The organism is Sapientia aquatica (assembly GCF_004358105.1).
GTDB classification, from domain to species: Bacteria; Pseudomonadota; Gammaproteobacteria; order Burkholderiales; family Burkholderiaceae_D; genus Solimicrobium; species Solimicrobium aquaticum.
Genome location: NZ_SMYL01000002.1, coordinates 779,438 through 802,711 on the forward strand (window position 1 = coordinate 779,438; position 23,274 = coordinate 802,711).

Here is a 23,274-nt window from a genome sequence, read left to right on the forward strand (position 1 = left end):
TCAGGCACTCGTCTTTCTGGTCGAGTTAAAACCCTAACGCAATTGCAATTAAGCCAGTGATAATTCCAATACCAATTACCGCCGCGGTGATTAACGCTAACAATGTCGGTTTAAACGAGCGCGCCACCATCGCCACTGACGGCAAACTAATCGGCGGCAATGTCATCAACAACGCGCCTGCAGGCCCGACGCCTAAGCCTAGTGCCAACATTGCTTGGATAATCGGTACTTCGCCAGCAGTTGGGATCACAAACAATGCGCCAGCCAAAGCAAAACTGATAATCCAGAAAATGCTATTACCGATTTCTGGGCCAATGTGTGGGAATAAAAACGCCCGCGCTGCGCCAAGCAACAGAATCAACACGATGTATTCTGGGATTAGCTTGATTGCCATTTTTCCAAATATTTTCAACCACCGCACGAACATGTTTTCGTTCGAGTTGGCTTCGCTTAATTGGTCAATTTGGATTTTTGCAGACTGAGCTTCTTCCGGTGTAATCAATTTGTTCGCCAGAAAACCCAAGCCAAACACCAGTATTAATCCCATCACCAAACGTAATACAGTCCAGTTCCATCCTAGTACAAATCCCATAAATACCAAGGTAGCAGGGTTTAACACGGTGTTGCCTAACCAGAATGAAATCGCCGCACCCGGGGATGCTTTTTGTGTGCGCAAACCAGCCACAACCGGCGCCGCGCAGCAAGTGCACATCATGGTCGGAATACCCATCAAGCCGCCAGCGGCGACGCTACCAAAACCGGTTCCACCCAAAGCCTTGGCAACCCAGTTTGCGGGCAGCAAGGCTTGCACGCCCGAGCCTAGCAGCAAGCCTAAAACCATCGCTTGCCAGATCGCTTTGCCGTAGGCGAATGCATAAGCTAACGCGGCGTCCAGCGAAGCAGGCGGCGGGCTGGCATCTTTGCCCATCAAAATTGAATTGCCGATGGCGTGATTGGCCGCAGCCAAGAAAGCCTTGTGGTAATAGGGCGACCATTTCACGTAAAACAAGCCAGCAATCAAAATCAGCGCGAAGGTGATCAGACCTAATTTGTTGCGTTGTGCGGGTGTGGAAGTCATTTTCAGTTGAGTTAGTTAGACGTTTAAATAGCACGTTGAGTGCTTGCTTACAAAGCTATGAGCAAGATACACCTTGTACAAAAATAAGAAAGCGCAGAATGCGGGGCAGGGCCCGTTATCTGGCTTTCTGTTTTGTTTATTGTTGGTCAAATTACCTGACTTGATGTCATTAAACCAATGCTAGGTCAAAGACCAAGACTTCGGCATCGCTACCATTAGCAATAGTGATCTGGGTTTCGTCTTCGATTAGCAATGCATCGCCAGCGTGCAGCGTAGTGTGGTTAACATCGAGTTGACCGCGGATTAAATGCACGTAAGCCTTGCGCGCTAGGCCAAGAGTTAAATGAGCCGCTTGGCCAGCGTTGAATACGCCCGCGTACAGCGAAGCATCGGCATAGATTTTTACCGCGCCTTCGTTGGGATTGTTGGAGGCGATTAAGGTTAGTTGTCCATCTTTGGCTGCCGCAGCAATAGCTTTTTGCTCGTAGCTTGGTGCAATTTCAGCCACATTGGGCATAATCCAAATCTGCAAAAAATGCGTTTCTTTGCCTTCGGCATGATTGAATTCACTGTGCGTTACGCCCGATCCTGCGCTCATGCGTTGTACGTCGCCCGGTGGAATACCTTTGACGTTGCCCATGCTATCTTTGTGCGCCAATTCGCCGGACAGCACATAGCTAATGATTTCCATATTGCGGTGGCTGTGGGTACCAAAGCCCATTCCGGGTGCGATGCGGTCTTCGTTGATGACTCGCAAATTACCCCAACCCATGTGCTGTGGATCGTAATAACCCGCGAAGGAAAACGAATGGAAGCTTTTCAACCAGCCATGATCGGCATAGCCGCGATCTTGCGATTTTCTTAAAGTAATCATAATTAATTGGGCTAAATGTAGATGGACAAAGGACTTTTACCAGTTTGTTGAAATACTGTTAAAAGTCCTTTTGCTCTTCAATAAAAACCGAAGCCTACACCATTTTTTCTAACCGTGAAGCAACTCATTGACGGCGCGGTGCGCTTGGTCGATGGCCGAATCCATATACGCTTGTCCACCCGAATCCGAATTGGCAATGGCAATGGCGCCAAAGCGGCCACGCGCAATGACAAACGGCTCTTGGCCTTTAGCCGAAGGAGGGCCCAACATCGGATCGTATTCGTAAGCGTAACCATGCGGCCAGCGGTTGACTGTCATGGCCAAAATATCGGTGCTGGAATTAAATCCGGCGGAACCCAACATGCCATCGAGTTGTTTACGGATTTCTTGCTGATAGGTTTCGAGTGAGGTCGCCAACATTTTGGCGCGACCAATACGTAATTGATCGGTACCGTTTTGGCCGGGCGCGCAGGGTGTATGCACCATGTGCAAAATGATGGGCTGATCGGACGATTGCGGCGTGTGGTAGCTGCCGATTGAGAGCCATTCATTGAGCCACACATCCGAGAAAAAAGCCGCTGGCGAATGAATCCGAGCGACACCGAGTTTCTCAAATGCTTTCCAGTTTTTAAGCGCGACACTGGCGTAAATCAGCGGTGCTTTGACCAAGGATTGCAGAGCGGCTTTTTGTGGCTCTGGTAATTCTGGGCAAAGATACGGAATTACCATATTCCAGCACGCCAAGATGCATTGCGTTCCCTGAACAGCGTAGCCTTGACCGTGCGAGATGTATTCAATCCTAACCGCATTTTTTTTGTCCTCGCTCACGGTGTTTTGGGCGCTTACCACGATGGAATTGAGGCGAATCTGGGTCGGATTGTCGGGCTTGTCGAGCAAGCTGTAATCAACTTTGGAGGTAATTAAATCGTCGATATTGTGACCCGGCACGGCGGCAGGAATCAGTGCTCTGACCAAGGAACGCGCCACCGTCGCGCCACCGTCCGGCAAATGCACATCGACCGATCCGCCTGTATCGGCAAAGCCTGCGCAGGTTGGGCCCATGCGTGGAATTGAGCCGGCGGGCAGTTTTAAACCTTGGAAGCCTGGCAAACCTAAGCCCCAGCAATCTAATGCGGTAACCGCGTCGATGCCGATGCAGAATTCGCCGTGCGTGCGCTGTTGGTAAAACTTCACTGCATCAGGATCGGCTTTAACCACATTTTTGAGGTAATCCAAATACGACATGCTGCTCAGCAGTTCTTTTTTCTTGCTGCCGCTAATTTTGGGGAAGTAGTCTATCTGTGCTTCTTCAATGCGCTCGATGTCAGCGCGGGCTTGTGGGCTTAAGGGGGCATCTTTTAACGCTTGTTTCCACTTGGTTTTAGCCGTTTTGCGAATGATGGCATTGCTGCCGTAGGCGTCGGCGTCGAGATAGACACCGTTGCTTAAGCCGTGCTTTTCATAAAATTGGCGATTTTGAATACGGGTGACTAAATTGTGTGAATTGATTCCTACTGATAGCAACAACGATTCCGCCACTTTGCTGTATGGACGCGGGCTTTGGATACTGAGCGTGCCGCCGTTCATTAAATGCATCTGGCCGTTGAAATGGAATTCATTGCGCTTGGCATGTCCACCAAAATCATCGTGATTATCGAGCACCAAAATTTTTGCATTAGGGCGCTGCTGGCGATACATCCACGCCGCCGATAATCCGCTAATGCCCGCGCCAACAATGACCAAATCGTAATGTTGACCAGTTTCTTGAATGGGAACAGCTTGCAGTCCATCGCGCAGCGCATGAGCTGGCTCAAATGCGCCGACGTGGGTTCCGCGCAGTCCAGTGCGCGTTGGTGGGTAGTAGTCGGCAGCGCTGGGGTCGGTGGAAGTATTGGGCGCAGGCATATCGGCAGCTTGCTGTGCGCTGGCGTTATTGGCCAATAAATTAGGCGCCGTGATTGCTAGCGCCATACTTTGTAAAACATCACGTCGTGTAATACCGTTATTTTTCTTTGCCATACCTCAGCTCCCCGTTGGATATTTTTTATGTGATTGAACCGCTCAGATTAAAACTGCTGCCTTTTTATTTCTATAAAGAACTATTTTAAATGCGAATTGTGAACTTTGTCCTTGAAATTCGTATTGCTGGGAAAATTGTTCTGTGACAACATATGAAACTGCTTTTAGCCACCCATCCTAGACACACCCTCTGCTGTTGAAAAGGAATCCAATGACTACCTTTAATTTTAAACTGGCCTTGCTCGCCAGTATTTTCGTGATTTCGCAAGCAAGCTTGGCACAAACCGACACTGTCAAAGCGCAATATCCCGCATATCCCAGCGAAACACCTGCGAACTTTGAGCCCCCGACTGACTATTTTGATTATGTTAAGCGTGTTGTGGCGATTCCGATGCGCGATGGCGTCAAACTCAATACCGTGATCGTGTTGCCCAAGGGCGCTAAAAATGCGCCGATCTTGTTGACGCGCACGCCCTACAGCGCCGGCGAATTGACTGGCCACGCTGAAAGCCCGCACATGGCTTCCATCCTGCAAGGCTACGATAATGCGACGGATGTGATCGTTGATGGCGGCTATATTCGTGTGATCCAAGATGTGCGCGGTAAATACGATTCTGAGGGCGACTACGTGATGAACCGCCCACTGCATGGCGTGCTCAATCCAACGCCGGTGGATGATTCGACCGATGCTTGGGACACCATCGATTGGTTGAGCAAAAATATTCCTGAGTCAAACGGCAAGGTCGGGATTATTGGGATTTCCTACGATGGCTATTTGCCTTTAGTTTCTTTAATCAAACCGCATCCTGCGTTAAAAGTCGCTGTGCCGATGAACCCGATGGTTGATGGTTGGCGTGGCGACGATTGGTTTCATAACGGCGCGTTCCGCCAAATTAATTTGTCCTACATCCTAGAACAAGTCGCCACCCGCAAAAATGAAGCGAAATGGATTACCAGTCATTTTGACGATTACGACATGTTTATCCGTGCTGGTTCTGCCGGTGAATTAGCGCATCAACGCGGTTTAGACCAAATCGGTTTTTGGCAAAAAATCATCCAACACCCAAGCTATGACCAATTCTGGCGCGAACAAGCGATGGACCAAATCCTCGCCAAGCAGCCGCTGACCGTGCCAACCTTGCTGGTGCATAGTTTGTGGGACGCCGAAGATATTTATGGTGCGATTGCCGTGTACAAAGCAGTTAAGCCCAAAGACAGCAACAATAATCTGTTCTTAGTGATGGGCCCATGGGTGCATGGCGGTGGCATTCAGGAAGGCAGCAGCCTTGGCGCGCTTCACTTTAGCAGTGACACCGCGCTGCATTTCCGTCAAGAGATATTGCGTCCATTCTTAGATCGTTACTTAAAGGACGATAAAACCAGCGCTCAGATTCCTGCCGTGTCGGCGTTTGAGACCGGCACTAATAAATGGCGTAGTTTGAATTCCTGGCCGTCGGGTTGCGCCAGCGGTTGCACCATCAAACCAACTGCATTGCATTTAACGCCAGATCAAAAAGCTAGCTTCAAAGCTGCAACGGCTGCCGGGTTTGAAGAATATGTCTCCGATCCAGCCAAGCCAGTGCCATTCCGCTCACGCCCAATTCCACCCAATGGTTATGACGAGTTAAAAGGCCAAACATGGCCGCGCTGGTTGGCGGACGATCAACGCGAAGCATCTGGCCGTACCGACGTCTTGACCTTTACTACCGATGTCTTGATAGCACCACTCAAAATTAGCGGCGAACCCGTTGCGCATTTAATCGCATCGACTAGCGGCACCGATTCGGATTGGGTAGTGAAAGTGATTGATCTGTATCCAGATGAAGTAGCCAGCCAACCGGCGATGGGCGGTTATCAATTGATGATTTCTGCCGATATTTTCCGTGGTCGTTACCGTGAAGGCTTTGAGGCCGCCAAGCCAATCGCGGCCAACAAAGCCTTGCCGTTCACCTTTGCTTTGCCGACTGCAAACCATGTGTTCTTGCCGGGGCATCGCATCATGGTACAGATTCAATCTAGCTGGTTCCCGCTGTATGATCGCAATCCACAAACGTTTGTGCCAAATATTTTCTTAGCCAAAGCAGGGGATTACAAGAAGGCGACGCAGCGTATTTATTACGGTGCGGGCAGTGATAGTTATGTTGAATTGCCGATTGTCGAAATGGGCAAATAAGACTGGCTAGTTGTCCTGTAGGCCGATAGGGCATCCGATGTGGATGCCCTACATTATTCAAACAATTGCGGTGCCGATGCGGCAGATAGCAGTTCTTCAAACTGATCGATATAAATTGGCCGACTAAATAAATAGCCCTGATATGCTTCGCAACCGTGCGACTTCAAAAAGTTGAGTTGTTCTTCGTTTTCCACACCTTCAGCAATCACGTTTAGATGGAAGTTTTTAGCTAAATCGATGATGGTTTTGACCATCACCGCATCGTTCGGGTCGCTCGTGATATCGCGCACAAAACTTTGATCGATCTTGATCTGATCGAGTGGTAATTGCTTCAAATAAGACAGCGAAGAATAACCAGTTCCAAAATCATCCATCGACAGTTGCACGCCAATTTCTTTTAAGGCGTGCATTTTATTGACCACGTCATTGACGTCATTTAACACCACGCTTTCAGTCAGTTCTAACTTTAAACGCTCAGGTTTTACCTGATAAATATTAAGTGTTCTGAGCACCACATCGACGAAATCAATTTGCCGGAATTGCTGCGCGCTGACGTTGACCGCAATAGTGAGTTTTTCCGTCATTTCAAACTTAGCCCAATGCGCTAGCTGACGGCAGGCTTCTTTAATGACCCAACCGCCAATGTCTAAAATCAAGGAGCTTTCTTCCGCGATGGGGATAAATTGCATAGGCGATACCAAGCCGCGCTTGGGATGCACCCAACGGATTAACACTTCCGCGCCGAGCGGATTATGTTGGTTATCGACTTGAATTTGATACATCAAACAGAGTTGATTATCGGGAATCGCGTAGCGCAGATCGGCTTCTAACAATGCGCGCGTTTCAACGGCTGATTGCATTTCTGGATTAAAGAAGCGGAACGCGTTGCGACCCGAATCTTTGGCTTTGTACATCGCCATATCGGCTTGGCGCAGTAAGCTTTCTGCCGAATCCTGATTGTCATAAAACATGCTTACGCCGATGCTAGGCGAGCTGTGCTGTTCGTTGCCTTTGATCTTGTAGGTGCTGGACAGTGATTGGCGGATTTTGTCGGCAATCATCGCGGTTTTTTGGGTTGCAACCGAGGTTTGTTCGTCTAAGTCCAGCAAAACCACCACAAATTCATCGCCGCCCAAACGCGCGACCGTATCGACTCGGCGCACACAGGCTTGAATCCGCTTGGCGACTTCTTTCAATAACAAGTCGCCAAAGTCATGTCCTAATACATCGTTGATGGTTTTAAAGCGATCGAGATCGATAAACAATACTGCGCCGTATTTCTTGTTGCGTGCTGAGGTGGCAAGGGCCGAGTTAAGTCTATCCATCAACAAACGCCGATTCGGTAATCCGGTTAAATCATCGAAGAAGGCCAAATGATGAATTTGCTCATCGGCCTGTTTGCGCGCCGTGATGTCATCAAAATGGACAATGATTTGGCGCAGCGTGCCTTCTTCGTCGAACTCAGGAAAGGCATTGGTCGACAGCCACACAATATCGTTGGCATTCGTCGTAATTACTCCCAAGACGTGCGATTCAAGCGGCGTCATTGTGGAGAGGACTTTATTGACCGGATATTCTTCGATTGAGACCACCGAGCCTTGCTCATTGATAAAACACCAAGCCGGATCGAAAGCAACTCTGCCTTGAAGTTGGTCGGGCGTTAAGCCCAATAATTCGGATGCGCGTGGATTACTGTAAGTGATGCTGGTGTCTGGATTGTGAACAATAATGGCGATGTTAAGGTTGCTGAGCAGTTCGCGGAATTTTTTTTCATTGGCGATTAATTGGCGCTGCTTTTTGTGTAAATTGTCTTCAATTTTTTTACGGGCGCTGATGTCGCGGGACGAACTGAATAGAACCGGTTTGCCATTCAATTGCAACGGAAAGCCACTAACTTCGACGTTGAATATCGTGCCGTCTTTGCGTAAATGTACTGTCTCAAATAAGACGCGCTTTTTTTGTGAGAGTTGGTGAGTTAAGTTTTCATCTAACTCTTTTTGCGAGAGCTGGCCTTCCCAGTGCGAGACATTCATGCCTATCATTTCGGCGCGGGTATAGCCCAGCATTTCGCAAAATGAATCGCTTACTTCAATCACATTACCTTGTTCATCGAGAATATGAATTCCATCGCTGGCGTTATGCAGTAGGGCGAGATTTTTTTCGTTCTCATTCATCAAGGCGACTTGCGCTTGCGTGTTTTGCAGCCGGGTGCGTAAGGTCTCAATGCCGTAGGAAAGTATTTTGGCCAATTCCTCCAGTAACTCCACCTCGGGCTTACTGAACGCAAAATCTTCGTCGGCATAGGCGCTAATAGCCCCGATGACTTGATTATTGACGTTTAATGGCAAGCCAATGCTGGAGCCAAAACCGCTTGCCGTAGCCCAGTCACGCCACAAAGTCACCCTTGGGTTGTTGACATAATCCTGATAGACGATAGTTGAATTGGTGCGAATAGCAGAGCCAATCGGGCCTTGCCCAGTGGGCGTATCAGACCAAGTTATTTGTACTTGCTGGCAGTATTCAAGGTCAATTCCGTAGTGCGATTGAATGACGACAGATTTATTCGCGTCGTGCTGCGCGTAACCGACCCACGCCATTTTGTAGCCACCGATGGTTGTGGTTAGGGTGCAAATCGAATCAAGTAATTCTTGCTCGGTGTGCGCTTCGATTAACGCATTGGTGCAAGCGTTTAACAACTTGTGGGTGCGCAGCAGTACAGTTTTTTCTTTATCGCGATTCCTCTTCTCATGAATGTCGAGCGTTACCCCGACAAAGCGACTGCCAAGTTGGGTGGCATCGCGATCCAATACTTTGTTGTGGTTGGCATACCAAATCCAATCGCCATTCTTGGCGCGCAAGCGAAATTCGCAATGGTATTGGTCGGTGACGCCCGATAACAATTCGTTGAGGAGTCGTTGGATGTTGGGAATGTCGTCCGGATGAATAAAATCCCAGATCGAATCAATATCAGGCGCGATTTCGTCGGGCGTGTAGCCGAGTGCGGCAAAGATGCGGTTGGACTTATGGATGAAGCGACCCGTGGATAAATCGTTTTCCCATATGTCAAACACGCCATCCTCGTTGGCGTAATTAATGCTCGGTTGTAGATTGTTTTTATTCTCACCGCCGGACATGCCTATCTCCATAAATTCAGCAGATATTTTTGAAATCGTTGATTCAATTGCGGCATTGATTTCGACGTTTTTAGAAAAATTTACGTTGATTAAAAATACAAAGCAAAAGCCAAACTCGCTAGGTTTGGTGGCGATCTTTTATTTTTATTAATTTATTAATAATAAATTCGTGATGACTTAGGAATATCGGTTTACTAGCTTTTTTAGTATAGGAGGTAAATTTTATTTTGCCGAAAATTGTGTAACACCATTCACTTTTTTAGCGCCTAAACTAAAGCTACAGGAACGGCGTAGTTTGGTTTTGCTAAATTGCTATGGAGGGAGCGTGATGAGCGTTACTAAAATTATGACGCAGCGGGTGGTAACGATAGGAATGGACGACAAGTTATCGACTGTGAAGGATATTTTCGATCACTGCCAGTTTTCGCATTTGCTGGTGGTGGATGGCGGGGTGCTGGTGGGCGTGGTATCGGACAGTGATTTGTTTAAGGCGCTAAGTCCTAATATTGGAACGGCGACCGAGAGTTATAAAGATGCGGCCACGTTAAATAAGCGGGTGCATCAAATCATGACGCGTAAGCCCTTTGTGCTTAATGAACAGGCGAGTGTGGACGATGCGATTGATTTGTTTAATGCACATCGGATTTCTTGTATTCCGATTGTTAATTTGGGGAATAAGGTGGTGGGGATTGTTAGTTGGAGGGATGTTTTGAGGAGTATTAGGAAGGGGAATGATGGGTTGGCGACAAATTGAGCTAAATCATTTTTTTTATCGTCAAATTTTTGTTACTGATTGAGCTTTGTAAGCCAATATTTAGTTGGGGGTTGTCGTGCATTGTAGATCGCGGGGCGGTGGGGGCTGATGGCTAGAAACCGTTTTCGCTGTTTGTAGTTGATCTAGGACTTGGGGTCGGGGGTAGCCCGACAGCTAGTCACCTTTTTTGTCTCGCCAAAAAAGGTAACCCAAAAAAGGCGACCACGGTATTTCGGAAACCCCGATTATTTTTCCAAAAAATGGGAAAGTAGCGAAACTCGCTGCGCTCAGACAACGCTACTTCCTGATCCATTATTTGGAAAAATAACCGGCCGAAATACAGTGGGTTAATGTCAAAAAATTCCTGTGATTACAGGATTTTGGGTTGGTTAAATTAGATAATTTTGATTTACCCACCCATCTGTCGTTGCCGACTTTTTGGGTGCCAAAATGGAGCAGAAAGTATCGCTGTTTCAGGTGCAGTGTGGGTTTCGATTGGCATGCCAATCGCGCGCTCAACGGTGTTCGCATGCAGGCGAGCACTCCTCCTCTATTGGGCCACAGGGGCAATCCCCAACTTACTACCCTTCAAATAGTCGCCGGTTCAGTAAAGACCGGCGCTATCTTCTTATGCCAAATCTGCTTCCGAAATAAACGAATCTGCATAAAACTCATCGGCTGGCAATTTAGAGAGCGCCACAAAATCACGCTTGGCTGAATCGACGACTATCGGTGCTCCGCAGGCATACACTTGGTAGCCGGATAAATCGCTTAGGTCATCCAATACCGCTTGATGCACAAAGCCGGTGCGGCCGGTCCAATTGTCTTCTGGGGTGGCGTTGGAGACGACTGGGATGTAGGTGAAGTTAGGTAGTTGCGCTGCCCAATCTAAACATAGCTGATTTAGGTACAAATCTTCTGGACGGCGGCCGCCCCAGTACAGGTTGATTGGGCGAGTGATGCCTTGTTCGATGACGTGTTCCATGATCGCTTTGATGGGGGCAAATCCGGTACCGGAGGCGAGCATGACGATCGGTTTTTCGCTACCTTCGCGCAGATAAAACGTACCTTGCGGTCCTTCGATGCGCAAAATGTCGCGTTCTTTTAGCGTTGAGAAAACTTGGTCGGTAAATAAGCCGCCCGGCATATGGCGAATGTGCAGGCTGACTTGGTCGCTGCTGTGTGCGGCGTTGGCCATGCTGTAGCTGCGGCGTTTGCCGTCGCGTAGCAAAAAGTCGATATATTGGCCAGCGCGGTAGTTGAATTTTTCGGTGGCGGGTAATTGCAAATTGATGAGCATTACATCGTGCGACAGCTTTTCAATTTTGGCGATGCGGGTTGGCAGTTTTTTGCTGGCGAATTCACCGGCTTCGATTTCACGCGCTTCGATATGGACGTCGGATTGCGGTGTGGCGCAGCAGAATAGTGAAAAACCTTGTGCTTGTTCTTCAGCAGGAAGCGTTTTTTCTTGATGTTTGCCCAGAACAGTTTGGCCAGATAGAATCCGTCCCTTGCATGCGCCGCATGCGCCGTTTTTGCAACCGTGTGGCAGTCCAACGCCAGCGCGGGTTGCGGCGGCTAAAATTGTTTCGTCGGCGCCGCAGTCAAATTGGCGTCCACTTGGGCTAACAGTTACTTGAAAAGTCATATCATCCTGCACATGAAAAAAGATAAAAATAGCAAAAAAATAGGTCTGCCACGGGTCTTAATTATTGGCTGTGGCGACGTAGGGATGCGTATTCTACCGCTTTTGGGGGCGCAATTACAGGGCAATTCCTGTCTGCCAGCTCGTGCGCAGTTCAAAGTTTTTGCGCTCACCAGCCAGCCTGAACGGTGCCAAGAATTGCGTAATGCTGGGGCGATTCCGGTGGTGGCAAATTTGGATGATCCGGCCAGTTTGGCGCGTTTGGCGGGTTTAGCTAGTCATATTATTTATTTGGCACCGCCACCTTCCGAAGGACAAAAAGACACGCGCAGCCGACATTTGGCTGCCGTGATATCGCGCCGTTGTCGCCTCGTTTATATTTCCACATCGGGCGTGTACGGTGATTGCGAAGGCGACTTTATCGACGAAACTCGCACTGTCGCGCCACGCAACGCGCGTGCGATTCGCCGCGTTGATGCCGAACAAGTTTGGCGACGTTGGGCGCGCCGTACCGGGTCAGCGCTGAGTATTTTGCGTGTCCCAGGAATTTATGCTGCCGATCGCCTGCCGATTGAACGCTTAAAAAAACGCACGCCTGCCTTGCTGCCGATTGAAGATGTGTACACCAATCACATCCATGCCGACGACTTGGCGCGCATGACGCTTAAAGCCTTATTTCATGCCAGTTCATCGCGCATTTATCACTCGTCCGACGACAGCAATTTATTGATGGGCGACTACTTCGATTTGGTCGCTGAAAAGTTCAATCTCCCCAAAGCGCCGCGCTTGCCGCGCTATGAGTTGGTCAAGCAAGTCAACCCGATGCTGCTGTCATTTATGTCGGAATCACGCCGTTTGAGTAACGAGCGTATTAAGGCTGAATTGGGTGTGCGCTTGTTATATCCATCGGTGCGGGAAGGGTTGGCGGTGATTTGATTATTCGCCGCTACTCGTTGAATATAGTTGTGTTAATTTGCTCATTTCCGCTGGCTACCAAGTTGGAAGTGGCGGCCTGCGGCGCGATTCAAACTCCATTACAATCCAGAAAAATTTTTTCTTTCTGGAGCTTCACTTGAAACCAACACTGTGTTCTATCGCCTTGCTGAGTGTTCTGTGCTCACCGGTTTGCTGCTTGGCAGCGCCAGAGGAAATACAAGTCTATATGGACGATCTCAGTGCTCCGGGTAAGTTTGGTCTGGACGTGCACAACAACTACGTCGTGTCCGGCGACTCCAATCCGGCCTATCCGGGCGCTTTGCCTGCTGCGCATCAATACCGGCTTACCCCGGAGTTTTATTACGGTTTGACCGACAATGTTGAACTCGGAATGTATGTATTAAGCGCGTTTGAAAGTGACGGCACCAGCCATATCGAAGGCGGTAAGTTCAGGATCAAGTACATCGCGCCGCATGATGCTGAAAAAGGGATGTTTTGGGGCGTTAATTTGGAAGCCGGTCGAACCAATCTGGCCGCGTCCGAGTTGCCTTGGAATGCCGAGCTAAAAGGAATTTGGGGCTTCCGAACGGGCGAGTGGACTTTTGCGCTGAATCCGAATATTGATTGGAGTTTGTCGTCCGGCGGCGGTCCTGTAACTTTGGATGTGGACGGCAAGCTCGCTTACAGCGTTAGCGAAAAAACTCAAATCGGCGTTGAGCTGTACAGCGAATTTGGCCCACTGCGCCAGCTTCAAGCCTTGAATCAAAATAGTAAAACCTTGTACGCCGCGTTGGATCACGAATTTGGCGGCATTGATTTGAATGCTGGCATTGGGCGAGGATTGACTAGCGAATCGGATAAATGGGTAATCAAGTTTATTATTGGGACCCATTTTTAACGCTGTCAGCGTTATGTTTGAAGCAAATAACGTTAGGCGAAAAGTGAGAAAAAGGAGCTTGTAGGGCTCGTTTTTTAATTTGCCGGCCGTTGTCCAACTAAGGCGCCCACAAAAAAGCGGCCCCACCGACGAAAATCAGGTCAGCAAGCGCGCATGTCACAGATTGCAACCATTTTTTTTCTTAACAGCAATTAATATCAGCTAAACTAGCGCTCAATAACAAATCGGCACGACAGGCAAAATGGCTCGGTTTGGCGCGTTCCCATTCTAAATTTTCGGCTCGAGCAACTTGCTTGTTTGGCTGGATTGGTACTGAATTCCAAATTTATCAAGGTGTGACTAATGATTCCAGAAATCGGTAATTTTTCGCTAATGTTGGCGCTGGCATTGGCGCTGTTGCAAGGGGTAATTCCTATTGCGGGTTCATTTCGCGGTAACGCGAATTGGATGGCCTTAGCCAGAACAGCGGCGGCGGGGCAATGTACTTTTGTGACGATTGCGTTTGCCTGCTTGGTCTACAGTTTTGCCAATAACGATTTTTCGGTGCTGTATGTGGCCTCGAATTCCAACTCGACGTTGCCGCTGTATTACCGCATTGCGGCGACGTGGGGCGGTCATGAAGGGTCGTTGTTGTTGTGGAGCGAAATGCTGGTGTTGTGGACGTTTGCGGTCGCGACCTTTAGCCGCGGATTGCCGCAAGTTACGGTGGCGCGCGTATTGGGTGTGATGGGTTTGATTAGCGTTGGATTTTTGTGCTTTATGTTGTTCACTTCGAATCCCTTCGAACGCATGCTGCCTGCTGCACTGGATGGTCGTGATCTCAATCCGCTATTGCAAGATTTCGGCATGATTATTCATCCGCCTATGTTGTATATGGGCTATGTCGGTTTTTCGGTGGCGTTTGCGTTTGCGATTGCTGCGCTGATGGGCGGGCAATTGGATGCGGCTTGGGCGCGCTGGTCACGTCCTTGGACTTTGGTTGCGTGGATGTTTTTGACGCTCGGTATTTTTATGGGCAGCTTTTGGGCTTACTACGAATTAGGTTGGGGCGGTTGGTGGTTTTGGGATGCGGTAGAAAACGCCTCCTTTATGCCTTGGCTGGTCGGCACGGCGTTAATCCATTCACTGGCGGTGACCGAAAAGCGCGGCAGCTTTAAAAACTGGACAGTGTTGCTGGCAATTATTGCGTTTTCTTTGTCACTACTCGGAACTTTTTTAGTCCGTTCTGGCGTGCTCACTTCGGTACATGCTTTTGCGACCGATCCGCGTCGGGGCTTGTTTATTTTGATTTTCTTGGCAATTGTCATCGGCGGCTCGTTGCTGTTGTATGCCTTCCGTGCGCCGAAAGTTGGATTGGGTGGCAGCTTTCAGTTGGTCTCGCGTGAATCGATGTTGTTGGTCAATAACGTGCTGCTCTTGGCTGCAGCGGCAGCGGTCTTTTTGGGAACACTCTATCCCTTATTTTTAGATGCGCTTAATCTGGGCAAAATTTCAGTCGGGCCGCCGTACTTTGAAGCGGTGTTCGTGCCATTGATGCTTCCAGTATTGCTGCTTATGGCGGTTGCGCCATTCATGAATTGGAAAAAAGCAGTGCTGCAAAAAGTCGCACTTCGTCTGCGTTGGGTGGCTTTGGCGGCGTTAATTTTTGCCATCATCGCAGCAATTACCTTCGCCCATTCGGTCATGGTTGTATTCGGTGTGACGATTGCTTTGTGGATCGGTTTGGCGACCTTAACGCATTTGATCGAACGCTTGAAACATGCTCCTGCGGGTACTTCGGTGTGGCGTCGAATCGCAAGCCAACCGCGCAGCTATTGGGGCATGATCATCGCGCATGCTGGTGTGGCGGTGTTTGTCGTGGGCGTGACTTTGGTGAAAGGCAATGAGACTGCCACCGATGTCAGTATGCGCGTGGGCGAATCCACTACCGCGGCCGACTATAGCTTTCACTTTACTGACCTAAAAGAAGTCAAAGGCCCTAACTATATCGCGGCGCAAGGAACCTTTGAAGTGATGCGCGACGGTAAATTGGTAACGACTTTACGTCCAGAGAAACGCTTCTTTTTAGTCCAGCAAATGCCGATGACCGAGGCGGCAATTGATCGTGGTTTTACCCGTGATTTGTATGTGTCGCTGGGCGAAGAATCTAGCCCGAATGTGTGGGTCGTGCGGGTGCAGCATAAGCCGTTTGTTAGCTGGATTTGGAGTGGCGCATTGATTATTGCGTTTGGTGGATTTTTGGCCGCCTCTGACCGTCGTTATCGTTTAGCGCGCCGCCGTTCGGATGCACCGATTTCGGGCATGAGCTCTGGTTCTGGCACTGATCTTCCGATTAATCCCATCAAAGTACCTGTGTAAATCATGAGACGTTTCTTATTGCCGTTTGGCGTATTTATCGCGTTAGTGCTGTTTTTAGGTGTGGGCTTACGACTTAATCCGAGTGAAATTCCCTCGCCATTTATTGGTAAGCCAGCGCCTAAATTTAGTCTCACCCAGCTAGGTGATCCAAGCAAAACGATTGCGCCGTCCGATATGCTCGGTCAAGTGTGGATGTTTAACGTCTGGGCATCGTGGTGTGTGTCGTGTCGCCAAGAGCATCCGGTGTTAATGGATTTTTCGCGCCAAAATGCGATTCCGATGATAGGTTTAAATTACAAAGATAGTCGTCCTGAGGGCATGGCATGGTTGGCGCAGTTTGGCAATCCTTATCAGTTGTCCGCCTTTGATGACAGTGGTCGGGTTGGAATTGATTATGGCGTTTATGGTGTGCCGGAGACATTTATCATTGATAAAAAGGGCGTAATTCGCAAGAAGTTTATCGGTCCGATCACACCAGAAATTATCTCGACTCAACTTTTGCCCTTAATTAAAGAATTAAATAGCGAGGATAAACGTGCGTAAATTATTGTTAGGCTTTTGTGCATTGTTATTGGCTTCGGTATGTGCCGCACAGTCACCTCAGAACGAAGCATTAGAAAAGCATGTAATGGCCGTCTCTGAACAATTGCGATGCCTTGTTTGTAAAAGCCAAACAATCGCTGATTCACACGCAGATTTAGCTGTTGATCTTCGTAATCAAGTTCGGGAAAAAATTCAGGCTGGAATGACGGATCAACAAATTTTTGATTATATGGTTGAGCGTTACGGTGATTTTGTGATGTATCGTCCGCCATTAAAAAGCACGACTTGGTTGCTGTGGTTTGGTCCCTTTTTGCTTCTCATTTTGGGACTAGGTTTTCTGGTGGCGAGAGTGCGACAGCCAGTCGTGGTTGAGGAGATCAGCGAGGCCGATCAGCAACGCTCACAGCAATTACTAAGCTCGAAATTAACTAGCGAATTAGATCGTAAGGAATCGTTATGACGATGTTTTTATTGGTGGCAGCATTGCTGCTGATTGCGGCGCTGCTATTTGTTATGCCGGCTTTATTAAGCGCGCCGAATACGGCAAAAACTGTTGTGCGTAACGAGTTAAATTTAGATGTCTTGCGCGATCAATTGCGCGAGCTCGATACCGATTTTGCCAATGGCATCATTGATCAAGAAAGCTATGACAATGCCCGCAAAGAATTAGAAAAGCGCGTGGCAACGGACGTGCTCGCCGACGACGCCGCGCCAAGTACCACGAGCGCTAAACCCGTCATTGCGATGGCGATTGGCTTGGTGGTGCCGATAGTGGCAATTTCGCTGTATTTCTACATGGGCAATCCATCGGGTTTAGATCCAGCGCAGGCTAAAGCAAACGCGGGACAAGCTGCCGAAATCACCCAAGAGCAAATCATTGCGATGGTGGCGACCTTGGAGCAAAAGCTGAAGGCCAATCCTAATGATGTGCAAGGTTGGGAAATGCTAGCGCGGTCTTATCATATTCAGGGGCGCTACCGCGAATCGGCTGGCGCGTATGAGCAATTGATTAAGCTCGTTCCTGATAACGCTGAAATCTTGGCCGATTACGCCGATGTGTTAGGCATGGCGCAGAACAAGAGCTTGCAAGGCGAGCCAGAAAAAATCATTGCTCGGGCCTTGCAGATCGATCCCAAAAACGTGAAGGCCTTGGCATTAGCGGGCAGCGCTGCATTTGATGAACGTGATTATCAAAACGCGGTCATGCTGTGGAAAAAAATCTTGGATGAAGTCGATCCGCAATCTGACATGGGCCGCTCAATTGCCTCGAGCATCGCTGAAGCGCAAGCGATGGCCGGCGGCGTTACCGCGCCAGCCATCGGAGCTACTCCTGCTGCGGCACCAACCCAGGCTGCCAGTGCGCCCCAGATTCTAGGTAAGGCTGTGGAGGGCGATGTCAGCATTGACCCTAGCTTCAAGAATCAGGTTGATGGCGAGACCACCGTATTTATCTTTGCTCGCGCAGAACAAGGCCCGCGCTTTCCATTGGCTGTGTTGAAAAAACAGGTAAAAGATTTGCCTTTGCATTTCAAACTCGACGACAGCATGGGCATGATGCCAAATGTCAAACTGTCTGATTTCTCATCGGTTGTGGTCGGGGCGCGGGTTTCAAGCACCGGCAGCGCCACACCTCAGGCGGGGGATTTGGAAGGAACAGGTAATCCGGTTGCACCTGGCGCTACGGGTTTAAAAATTGTAATAAATACGCGCCATCAATAAAACGGCTTTAGGCTACGCCAAGTGCACAGCTTGGCGTCAAGTCGAAAACAATTAAGTGCAACTCAACCCGAATATTGCCCATCTTGCCTTGGATTGTGGCGTTGCTTGCCGTGGCGGGAGCGATGATTGTGGTTGCGACCAAATCGACTTCCAATCCTGCCAGTGCTGAACTCAGCCTGGCACCGAATACTTCCTCCCGTGTGACCATTTCCCCTACAGTATCCGCGCCGCCCACCGCTGGAGTTGGAACCAGCGCCCCGGCTTCCAATGCGGGCGGTGATATGGCAACGGCGGTCAAACGTTTAGAAGCAAAATTAGAAAAGAATCCGCAAAACGGCGATGGCTGGTTGTTGCTAGCGCGCTCGTACAATGAATTAGGACGCCGTCAAGATGCTGCCAACGCGTTCGGCAAAGCTGCTGCTTTATTGCCAACCAGCGCCGATTTGTTGGCCGACTGGGTTGATGCTCGCGTGGTAAGTAATAATCGGAAATGGGACGATGAATCACGCGTGATTTTAAAACGCGCTTTGGCCGCAGACACCAAACACATTAAGTCGCTTGAGCTGGCCGCCAGTGAAGCCTTTGATCGTGCTGCTTATCCACAAGCGATAGAATTTTGGAAACAAGTCTTAGCGGTCGCGCCCGCCAACTCTCCCGACGCAAAGTTAGCGCAGCAGGGCATTAACGACGCTAACAGCACCTCTACCGCTAAGAAGTAATTCAACCCGCTACTCACGTACCACTTCCGCCACCCAATTCATCAGCAACTGGGTGCGCTTAGGCACATGGCGGCGATTAGCGTACAAAATTGAAGCTGGCATTGGAGCCGCGTTATAAGCGGGCAATAACTGCACCAAACGGCCTTGCGCTAACAGTTCACGCATGCCAAATTCGGGCGCTTGGATAATTCCCAATCCAGCTAGACAAGCCGCTTGATAGGCGTCGGCGTTGTTGACCGCTATCGATGCAGGTACATTTTTTTGAAATGTTTGTCCGTCCAACACGTACTCAAAATTGCTATTGCTAACTAGGAACGAGGGCGAATAATGCACCATGCGATGTGCCTCTAAATCTTCCAATGACTGCGGCATTCCGTATTGCGCGATATAGGCCGGGCTAGCGCAATTAATCAGTTTAATCGAACCTAAATAGCGCGCCACTAAATTAGAATCGGCCAGCGTCCCGACGCGAATCACGCAATCAAAACCTTCTCGAATCAAATCGACTCGCCTATCCGTGCAACTGACTTCCACTGTTAGTTTGGGATGGGCTTTTAAGAACTCAGGTAGGCGCGGAATGATCTTCATGCGCGCAATTCCTACCGGCATGTCGATGCGTAATCGACCGCTAATTTCGACTTCGCTTTGGCGAAACATGGTTTGTAGTTCTTCCATGTCGATCAACATATCTTTGCAGCGCTCGTAATACAGCAATCCGTCTGGCGTCATTTGCACGGTGCGGGTGGTGCGCTGTAGCAGGCGGGTGCCGAGATTGTTTTCCAACTGTTTAATCGTGCTCGATACGGTGGCTTTGGGTAAGCCCAAACTGTCGGCGGCTTGGGTAAAGCTGGCTAGCTCTGCCACGCGTTCAAAAATCCGCATTGCTTCGAATTGATTCATATTTTTCCCTGATGATGTTTGTGATTGTTCGTTATTGCTGAACAGTGTAATCAATTTTTAGGTCTTTGTTTGACTTAGGAAGCTCAATACACTACCGTCATCCCCAAATGGTGGGATGAACAGTTCAAAAGGAAAATCATGACGAATAAAATCGCAATCATTACTGGTGGCAGCCGTGGCTTGGGAAAAAGTGCGGCATTAAAATTAGCGCAACAAGGCGTGGATGTGGTGGTGACCTACCACAGCAAAGAAGCCGAAGCGGCATCGGTGGTGGCCGAGATCGAAGCGTTAGGGGGCAAAGCCGCCGCGCTGCAATTGGACGTCGGTGTTAGTTCCAGCTTTGATCATTTTGCCCAGCGTCTGCGCGCCGTATTAGCGCAAAAATGGCAACGCAGCAGTTTTGATTTCTTGGTCAATAATGCTGGCGTTGGTATCTACAACCCGATTGCTCAAACCACTGAAGAACAATTCGATCAACTGGTTAATATTCATCTCAAGGGTGTATTCTTTTTGACCCAAAAACTGCTGCCACTAATCGCTGATAATGGTCGCATAGTTAACGTTTCAACCGGTTTGACGCGCTTTGCTTTGCCCGGATACGCGGCCTATGCGTCGATGAAAGGCGCGATCGAAGTATTTACCAAGTACCTCGCTAAAGAACTCGGCCCACGCAAGATAGCAGTCAACGTAGTGGCTCCCGGCGCCATTGAGACCGATTTCGGCCACGGTGCGGTGCGTGATAATAAAGACTTGAACAATTTCGTCGCATCTCAAACAGCCTTGGGTCGCGTAGGCTTGCCAGACGATATTGGCGGTGTGATTGCGTCGCTGTTAAATCAAGATAGCGGTTGGATTAACGCGCAGCGCATTGAGGCTTCTGGTGGGATGTTTTTGTGATGTGTGTTGAATAAAAATTGAAGCCATTGTGCATCAGTTTGAATTCAACGGCAGTTTCTTAATGTATTCATTGAGCTTATCGAGGATTTTGTCGTCGACCGATTTGCTGCAATAAATATAGCTAGGTTCTGGTGGCGGTGAGTCGGTGAAGCGCATCATGATGAGCGCTTTGCCTTCATCGCCAAATTGCTTGATTTGATATTCTGCTTCAATCGGCGTAAAAATTGCTCCGTCCGTTGTTCCTTCTAAAATCAAGCGGACTCGCTCACGGCTTTCGGCTGGCAGTCGTTTCACGCGGGCTTTGGCGCGCGCGAGCATGGCGTCAAGCTTCTCACCGTACGAGTAGCCATTGCGCATGACCACGCTTACCAGCGGATTTTCTAGGACTTCTGACCAAGATCGGAACGAATTAATTTTCCGATTATCGGCTCGCACAACCAAAATTTTGGATTGCTTAGTGTAGATCGGCAGCGTAAATTTACCCAGTTTTTCACGTTCCGCGGTGCGATAAATTCCGACCGCACAAGAGGGGTCGATATTTCGGCCTATCCACTCAATTTGGCGCGCCCCGGGTGCTTCTGATAGGGTAAATTCGTAACCCGCCGCTTTAAAAACGTCTGCTGCCGACTTACCTTCAACCCCTAGCAATTCACCTGATTGAATATAGGTAAACGGAGCACGATTCTCGTAAAACAACGTGATCGGTTCGGCCAACGCCGTGGCCATGGTTGGGAGGGTCAAACTCACCAATAGCAGCAACGCCGCAACCGTCGATGTTGGTTGAGAGCGCTGGCAGCTAATGGGTGAGTTTGTCAATCTCATTGGTGATCTATGTAATGTAGTTTTTTAATGTGCTGCAGCCGTTGATGATAGAAACTTGTACCAATTTGTGATGCATAGATCGGGGATGTTAAATCTCACCAGTTGCTTTGCTAGCTGTTCGTATCAACAGCGACTGGCGTATTGATTGGCAACAGCTCAATCCCTAAAATTATTAAATTCCAACGGCAAATCTTTAATATCTTTTTTCAACATCGCCATCGCCGCTTGCAAATCGTCGCGCTTAGCACCAGTCACGCGCACCGCGTCGCCTTGAATGCTGGCTTGAACTTTTAATTTGCTGTCTTTGATGACGCGCACGATTTTTTTGGCGTCTTCGGTTTCGATGCCGTTTTTGATTTTGATGACTTGTTTAATCTTGTCGCCACCGATTTTTTCGATTTTGCCGTTATCCAAAAAACGCACATCGACGCCGCGTTTGCTCAGTTTGGTGAGCATTACTTCACGCAGTTGTTCTAATTGAAATTCTGCATCGGCGAATGCGGTTAATTCACGATCCTTTTGTTCGATGCGCGCGTCGGAACCTTTGAAGTCAAAACGGTTGCTGATGTCTTTGTTGGCCTGATCGATGGCGTTTTTTACTTCAACCATATTGGCTTCAGAGACGGTATCAAATGAGGGCATGTGGAATTCCTTAATGAATAGCTATCAATAAAGGCATTATTTTAACTTATCCCCTTGTAGCCGCGCCAGAATATGTGGTTTATCCAGTTTATAATTCTGCGCTATGAATTCAAATACCATTCCTTTCGATATCCAATCCAACGTTTCCTTGCAATCTAAGACCACTTTTGGGATTGATGCATCGGCATGCCAATTTGTGGACATCACTAACGTTCACCAATTAGTGCAAATTAAGCAAAATTCTGCCTTGTCGTCTTTGCCACGTTTAGTCTTGGGCGGCGGTAGTAATTTAGTATTGACCGGCGACTTTGATGGGCTAGTGCTGCACATGGCATTAGCGGGGCGCGAGTTGGTGGCGGAAGACGATCAAGCGTTTTATGTGCGCGCGGCGGCAGGTGAAGGGTGGCACGAGTTTGTCCAATGGAGTTTGTCCAAAGGGTGGGGCGGCTTAGAAAATTTATCACTCATCCCTGGCAGTGTCGGTGCGGCACCAATTCAAAATATTGGCGCCTATGGCGTTGAGATCAAAGACGTTTTTCATTCATTGAACTGGTTTGAGTTTGCTACTGAAACGGTACACACCATGTACCGACAAGACTGCCGTTTTGCTTATCGCGATAGCGTTTTTAAAAACGAATTACGTGACTTGGGCGTGATTCTCGATGTCACCTTTGCTCTGCCTAAACACTGGCAAGCCAAGCTTGGTTATGGCGATGTGGCGCAATCTTTGGCGGGGATTGAGGCACCAAGCGCGCAGCAAGTTAGCGACGCGATTTGTGCGATTCGGCAGAGTAAATTACCTGATCCAAAGGTGATCGGAAACGCGGGCAGTTTCTTTAAAAATCCCTTAGTCAGCGCCGAGTTGCGCGATTCGTTATTAGCGGCTTTTCCACAATTAGTCAGCTATCCGCAAGCCGATGGCCGTTTCAAACTCGCTGCTGGTTGGTTGATTGAACAAGCAGGCTGGAAAGGGCGTGCGTTAGGGCGCGCTGGCGTGTATGCCAAACAAGCGCTGGTGTTGGTTAATTTGGGCGGTGCAACGGGCGCCGATGTGGTTGCTTTATCGCAGGCGGTACAAGCCGATGTGTTGCACAAATTTGGCGTGCAGTTGGAGCCTGAGCCAGTATTTGTCTAGCCGACGTTTTACTCAAATCAATAATAAA

19 protein-coding genes are annotated in these 23,274 nt (G+C 48.9%); 11 read left to right on the forward strand and 8 right to left on the reverse strand.

The window, feature by feature from the left end; translation table 11 throughout:
* Positions 1 to 25: 25 nt before the first annotated feature.
* From E2I14_RS07475 to E2I14_RS07485, 3 genes are all read right to left on the reverse strand, one after another.
* On the reverse strand, positions 26 to 1,078 hold the full coding sequence (locus E2I14_RS07475; protein WP_133326962.1) for a permease: 1,053 nt from the start codon (positions 1,076 to 1,078) through the stop codon (positions 26 to 28).
* A 169-nt stretch (positions 1,079 to 1,247) separates the two neighbouring features.
* A complete protein-coding gene (locus E2I14_RS07480) occupies positions 1,248 to 1,952 on the reverse strand; it encodes a pirin family protein (protein ID WP_133326964.1) in 705 nt (234 codons plus the stop codon).
* A gap of 108 nt (positions 1,953 to 2,060) precedes the next feature.
* Positions 2,061 to 3,971 carry a flavin monoamine oxidase family protein gene (locus tag E2I14_RS07485; RefSeq protein WP_133326966.1) on the reverse strand — a complete coding sequence of 637 codons (1,911 nt, stop codon included), beginning with the start codon at positions 3,969 to 3,971 and terminating at the stop codon, positions 2,061 to 2,063.
* Between the two features lie 211 nt (positions 3,972 to 4,182).
* Between E2I14_RS07485 and E2I14_RS07490 the strand changes: the two genes are divergently transcribed.
* Positions 4,183 to 6,144 carry a CocE/NonD family hydrolase gene (locus E2I14_RS07490; RefSeq protein ID WP_133326968.1) on the forward strand — a complete coding sequence of 654 codons (1,962 nt, stop codon included), beginning with the start codon at positions 4,183 to 4,185 and terminating at the stop codon, positions 6,142 to 6,144.
* Positions 6,145 to 6,197: 53 nt separating this feature from the next.
* Here the strand turns inward: E2I14_RS07490 and E2I14_RS07495 are convergent, their stop codons facing one another.
* Complete coding sequence (locus E2I14_RS07495) at positions 6,198 to 9,278, reverse strand: EAL domain-containing protein (RefSeq protein ID WP_165967781.1); 3,081 nt, start codon at positions 9,276 to 9,278, stop codon at positions 6,198 to 6,200.
* 328 nt (positions 9,279 to 9,606) lie between these two features.
* On the opposite strand from E2I14_RS07495, the gene E2I14_RS07500 reads away from it, so the two are divergent.
* Positions 9,607 to 10,032: a CBS domain-containing protein gene (locus E2I14_RS07500; protein WP_133326972.1), complete on the forward strand. Its 426-nt coding sequence runs from the start codon at positions 9,607 to 9,609 to the stop codon at positions 10,030 to 10,032.
* A 628-nt stretch (positions 10,033 to 10,660) separates the two neighbouring features.
* Here E2I14_RS07500 and E2I14_RS07505 read toward each other — a convergent pair.
* Positions 10,661 to 11,680 carry a CDP-6-deoxy-delta-3,4-glucoseen reductase gene (locus E2I14_RS07505; protein ID WP_133326974.1) on the reverse strand — a complete coding sequence of 340 codons (1,020 nt, stop codon included), beginning with the start codon at positions 11,678 to 11,680 and terminating at the stop codon, positions 10,661 to 10,663.
* A gap of 12 nt (positions 11,681 to 11,692) precedes the next feature.
* Between E2I14_RS07505 and E2I14_RS07510 the strand changes: the two genes are divergently transcribed.
* From E2I14_RS07510 to E2I14_RS07540, 7 genes are all read left to right on the forward strand, one after another.
* Positions 11,693 to 12,613, forward strand: coding sequence for an SDR family oxidoreductase (locus E2I14_RS07510; protein WP_133326976.1), 921 nt, complete (start codon positions 11,693 to 11,695; stop codon positions 12,611 to 12,613).
* Between the two features lie 136 nt (positions 12,614 to 12,749).
* Complete coding sequence (locus tag E2I14_RS07515) at positions 12,750 to 13,511, forward strand: hypothetical protein (RefSeq protein ID WP_133326978.1); 762 nt, start codon at positions 12,750 to 12,752, stop codon at positions 13,509 to 13,511.
* Between the two features lie 342 nt (positions 13,512 to 13,853).
* Complete coding sequence (locus E2I14_RS07520) at positions 13,854 to 15,869, forward strand: heme lyase CcmF/NrfE family subunit (protein ID WP_133326980.1); 2,016 nt, start codon at positions 13,854 to 13,856, stop codon at positions 15,867 to 15,869.
* Between the two features lie 3 nt (positions 15,870 to 15,872).
* Positions 15,873 to 16,412 carry a DsbE family thiol:disulfide interchange protein gene (locus E2I14_RS07525; protein WP_133326982.1) on the forward strand — a complete coding sequence of 180 codons (540 nt, stop codon included), beginning with the start codon at positions 15,873 to 15,875 and terminating at the stop codon, positions 16,410 to 16,412.
* Positions 16,405 to 16,872, forward strand: a complete 468-nt coding sequence (locus tag E2I14_RS07530; RefSeq protein WP_133326984.1) for a cytochrome c-type biogenesis protein — start codon at positions 16,405 to 16,407, stop codon at positions 16,870 to 16,872. The genes E2I14_RS07525 and E2I14_RS07530 overlap by 8 nt, the downstream gene beginning before the upstream one ends.
* Positions 16,869 to 18,131: a c-type cytochrome biogenesis protein CcmI gene (gene ccmI / locus E2I14_RS07535; protein WP_133326986.1), complete on the forward strand. Its 1,263-nt coding sequence runs from the start codon at positions 16,869 to 16,871 to the stop codon at positions 18,129 to 18,131. Before E2I14_RS07530 ends, ccmI begins: the two co-directional genes overlap by 4 nt.
* 83 nt (positions 18,132 to 18,214) lie before the next feature.
* The gene (locus E2I14_RS07540) at positions 18,215 to 18,850 is read left to right on the forward strand and encodes a tetratricopeptide repeat protein (RefSeq protein ID WP_133326988.1); all 636 of its coding nucleotides are present in this window, start codon (positions 18,215 to 18,217) and stop codon (positions 18,848 to 18,850) included.
* A 9-nt stretch (positions 18,851 to 18,859) separates the two neighbouring features.
* On the opposite strand, the gene E2I14_RS07545 is transcribed toward E2I14_RS07540, so the two are convergent.
* Positions 18,860 to 19,750: a LysR family transcriptional regulator gene (locus tag E2I14_RS07545; RefSeq protein WP_133326990.1), complete on the reverse strand. Its 891-nt coding sequence runs from the start codon at positions 19,748 to 19,750 to the stop codon at positions 18,860 to 18,862.
* A 138-nt stretch (positions 19,751 to 19,888) separates the two neighbouring features.
* Between E2I14_RS07545 and E2I14_RS07550 the strand changes: the two genes are divergently transcribed.
* Complete coding sequence (locus E2I14_RS07550) at positions 19,889 to 20,647, forward strand: SDR family oxidoreductase (RefSeq protein WP_133326992.1); 759 nt, start codon at positions 19,889 to 19,891, stop codon at positions 20,645 to 20,647.
* Between the two features lie 33 nt (positions 20,648 to 20,680).
* On the opposite strand, the gene E2I14_RS07555 is transcribed toward E2I14_RS07550, so the two are convergent.
* Positions 20,681 to 21,469, reverse strand: a complete 789-nt coding sequence (locus tag E2I14_RS07555) for a substrate-binding periplasmic protein (protein ID WP_133326994.1) — start codon at positions 21,467 to 21,469, stop codon at positions 20,681 to 20,683.
* 156 nt (positions 21,470 to 21,625) lie between these two features.
* Positions 21,626 to 22,111 carry a YajQ family cyclic di-GMP-binding protein gene (locus tag E2I14_RS07560; RefSeq protein WP_133326996.1) on the reverse strand — a complete coding sequence of 162 codons (486 nt, stop codon included), beginning with the start codon at positions 22,109 to 22,111 and terminating at the stop codon, positions 21,626 to 21,628.
* 103 nt (positions 22,112 to 22,214) lie between these two features.
* Here E2I14_RS07560 and murB point away from each other — a divergent pair, with 103 nt between their 5' ends.
* Positions 22,215 to 23,246 (forward strand): UDP-N-acetylmuramate dehydrogenase, encoded by a 1,032-nt coding sequence (gene murB / locus E2I14_RS07565; RefSeq protein ID WP_133326998.1) that lies wholly within the window; start codon positions 22,215 to 22,217, stop codon positions 23,244 to 23,246.
* The last annotated feature ends 28 nt before the right edge of the window (positions 23,247 to 23,274 follow it).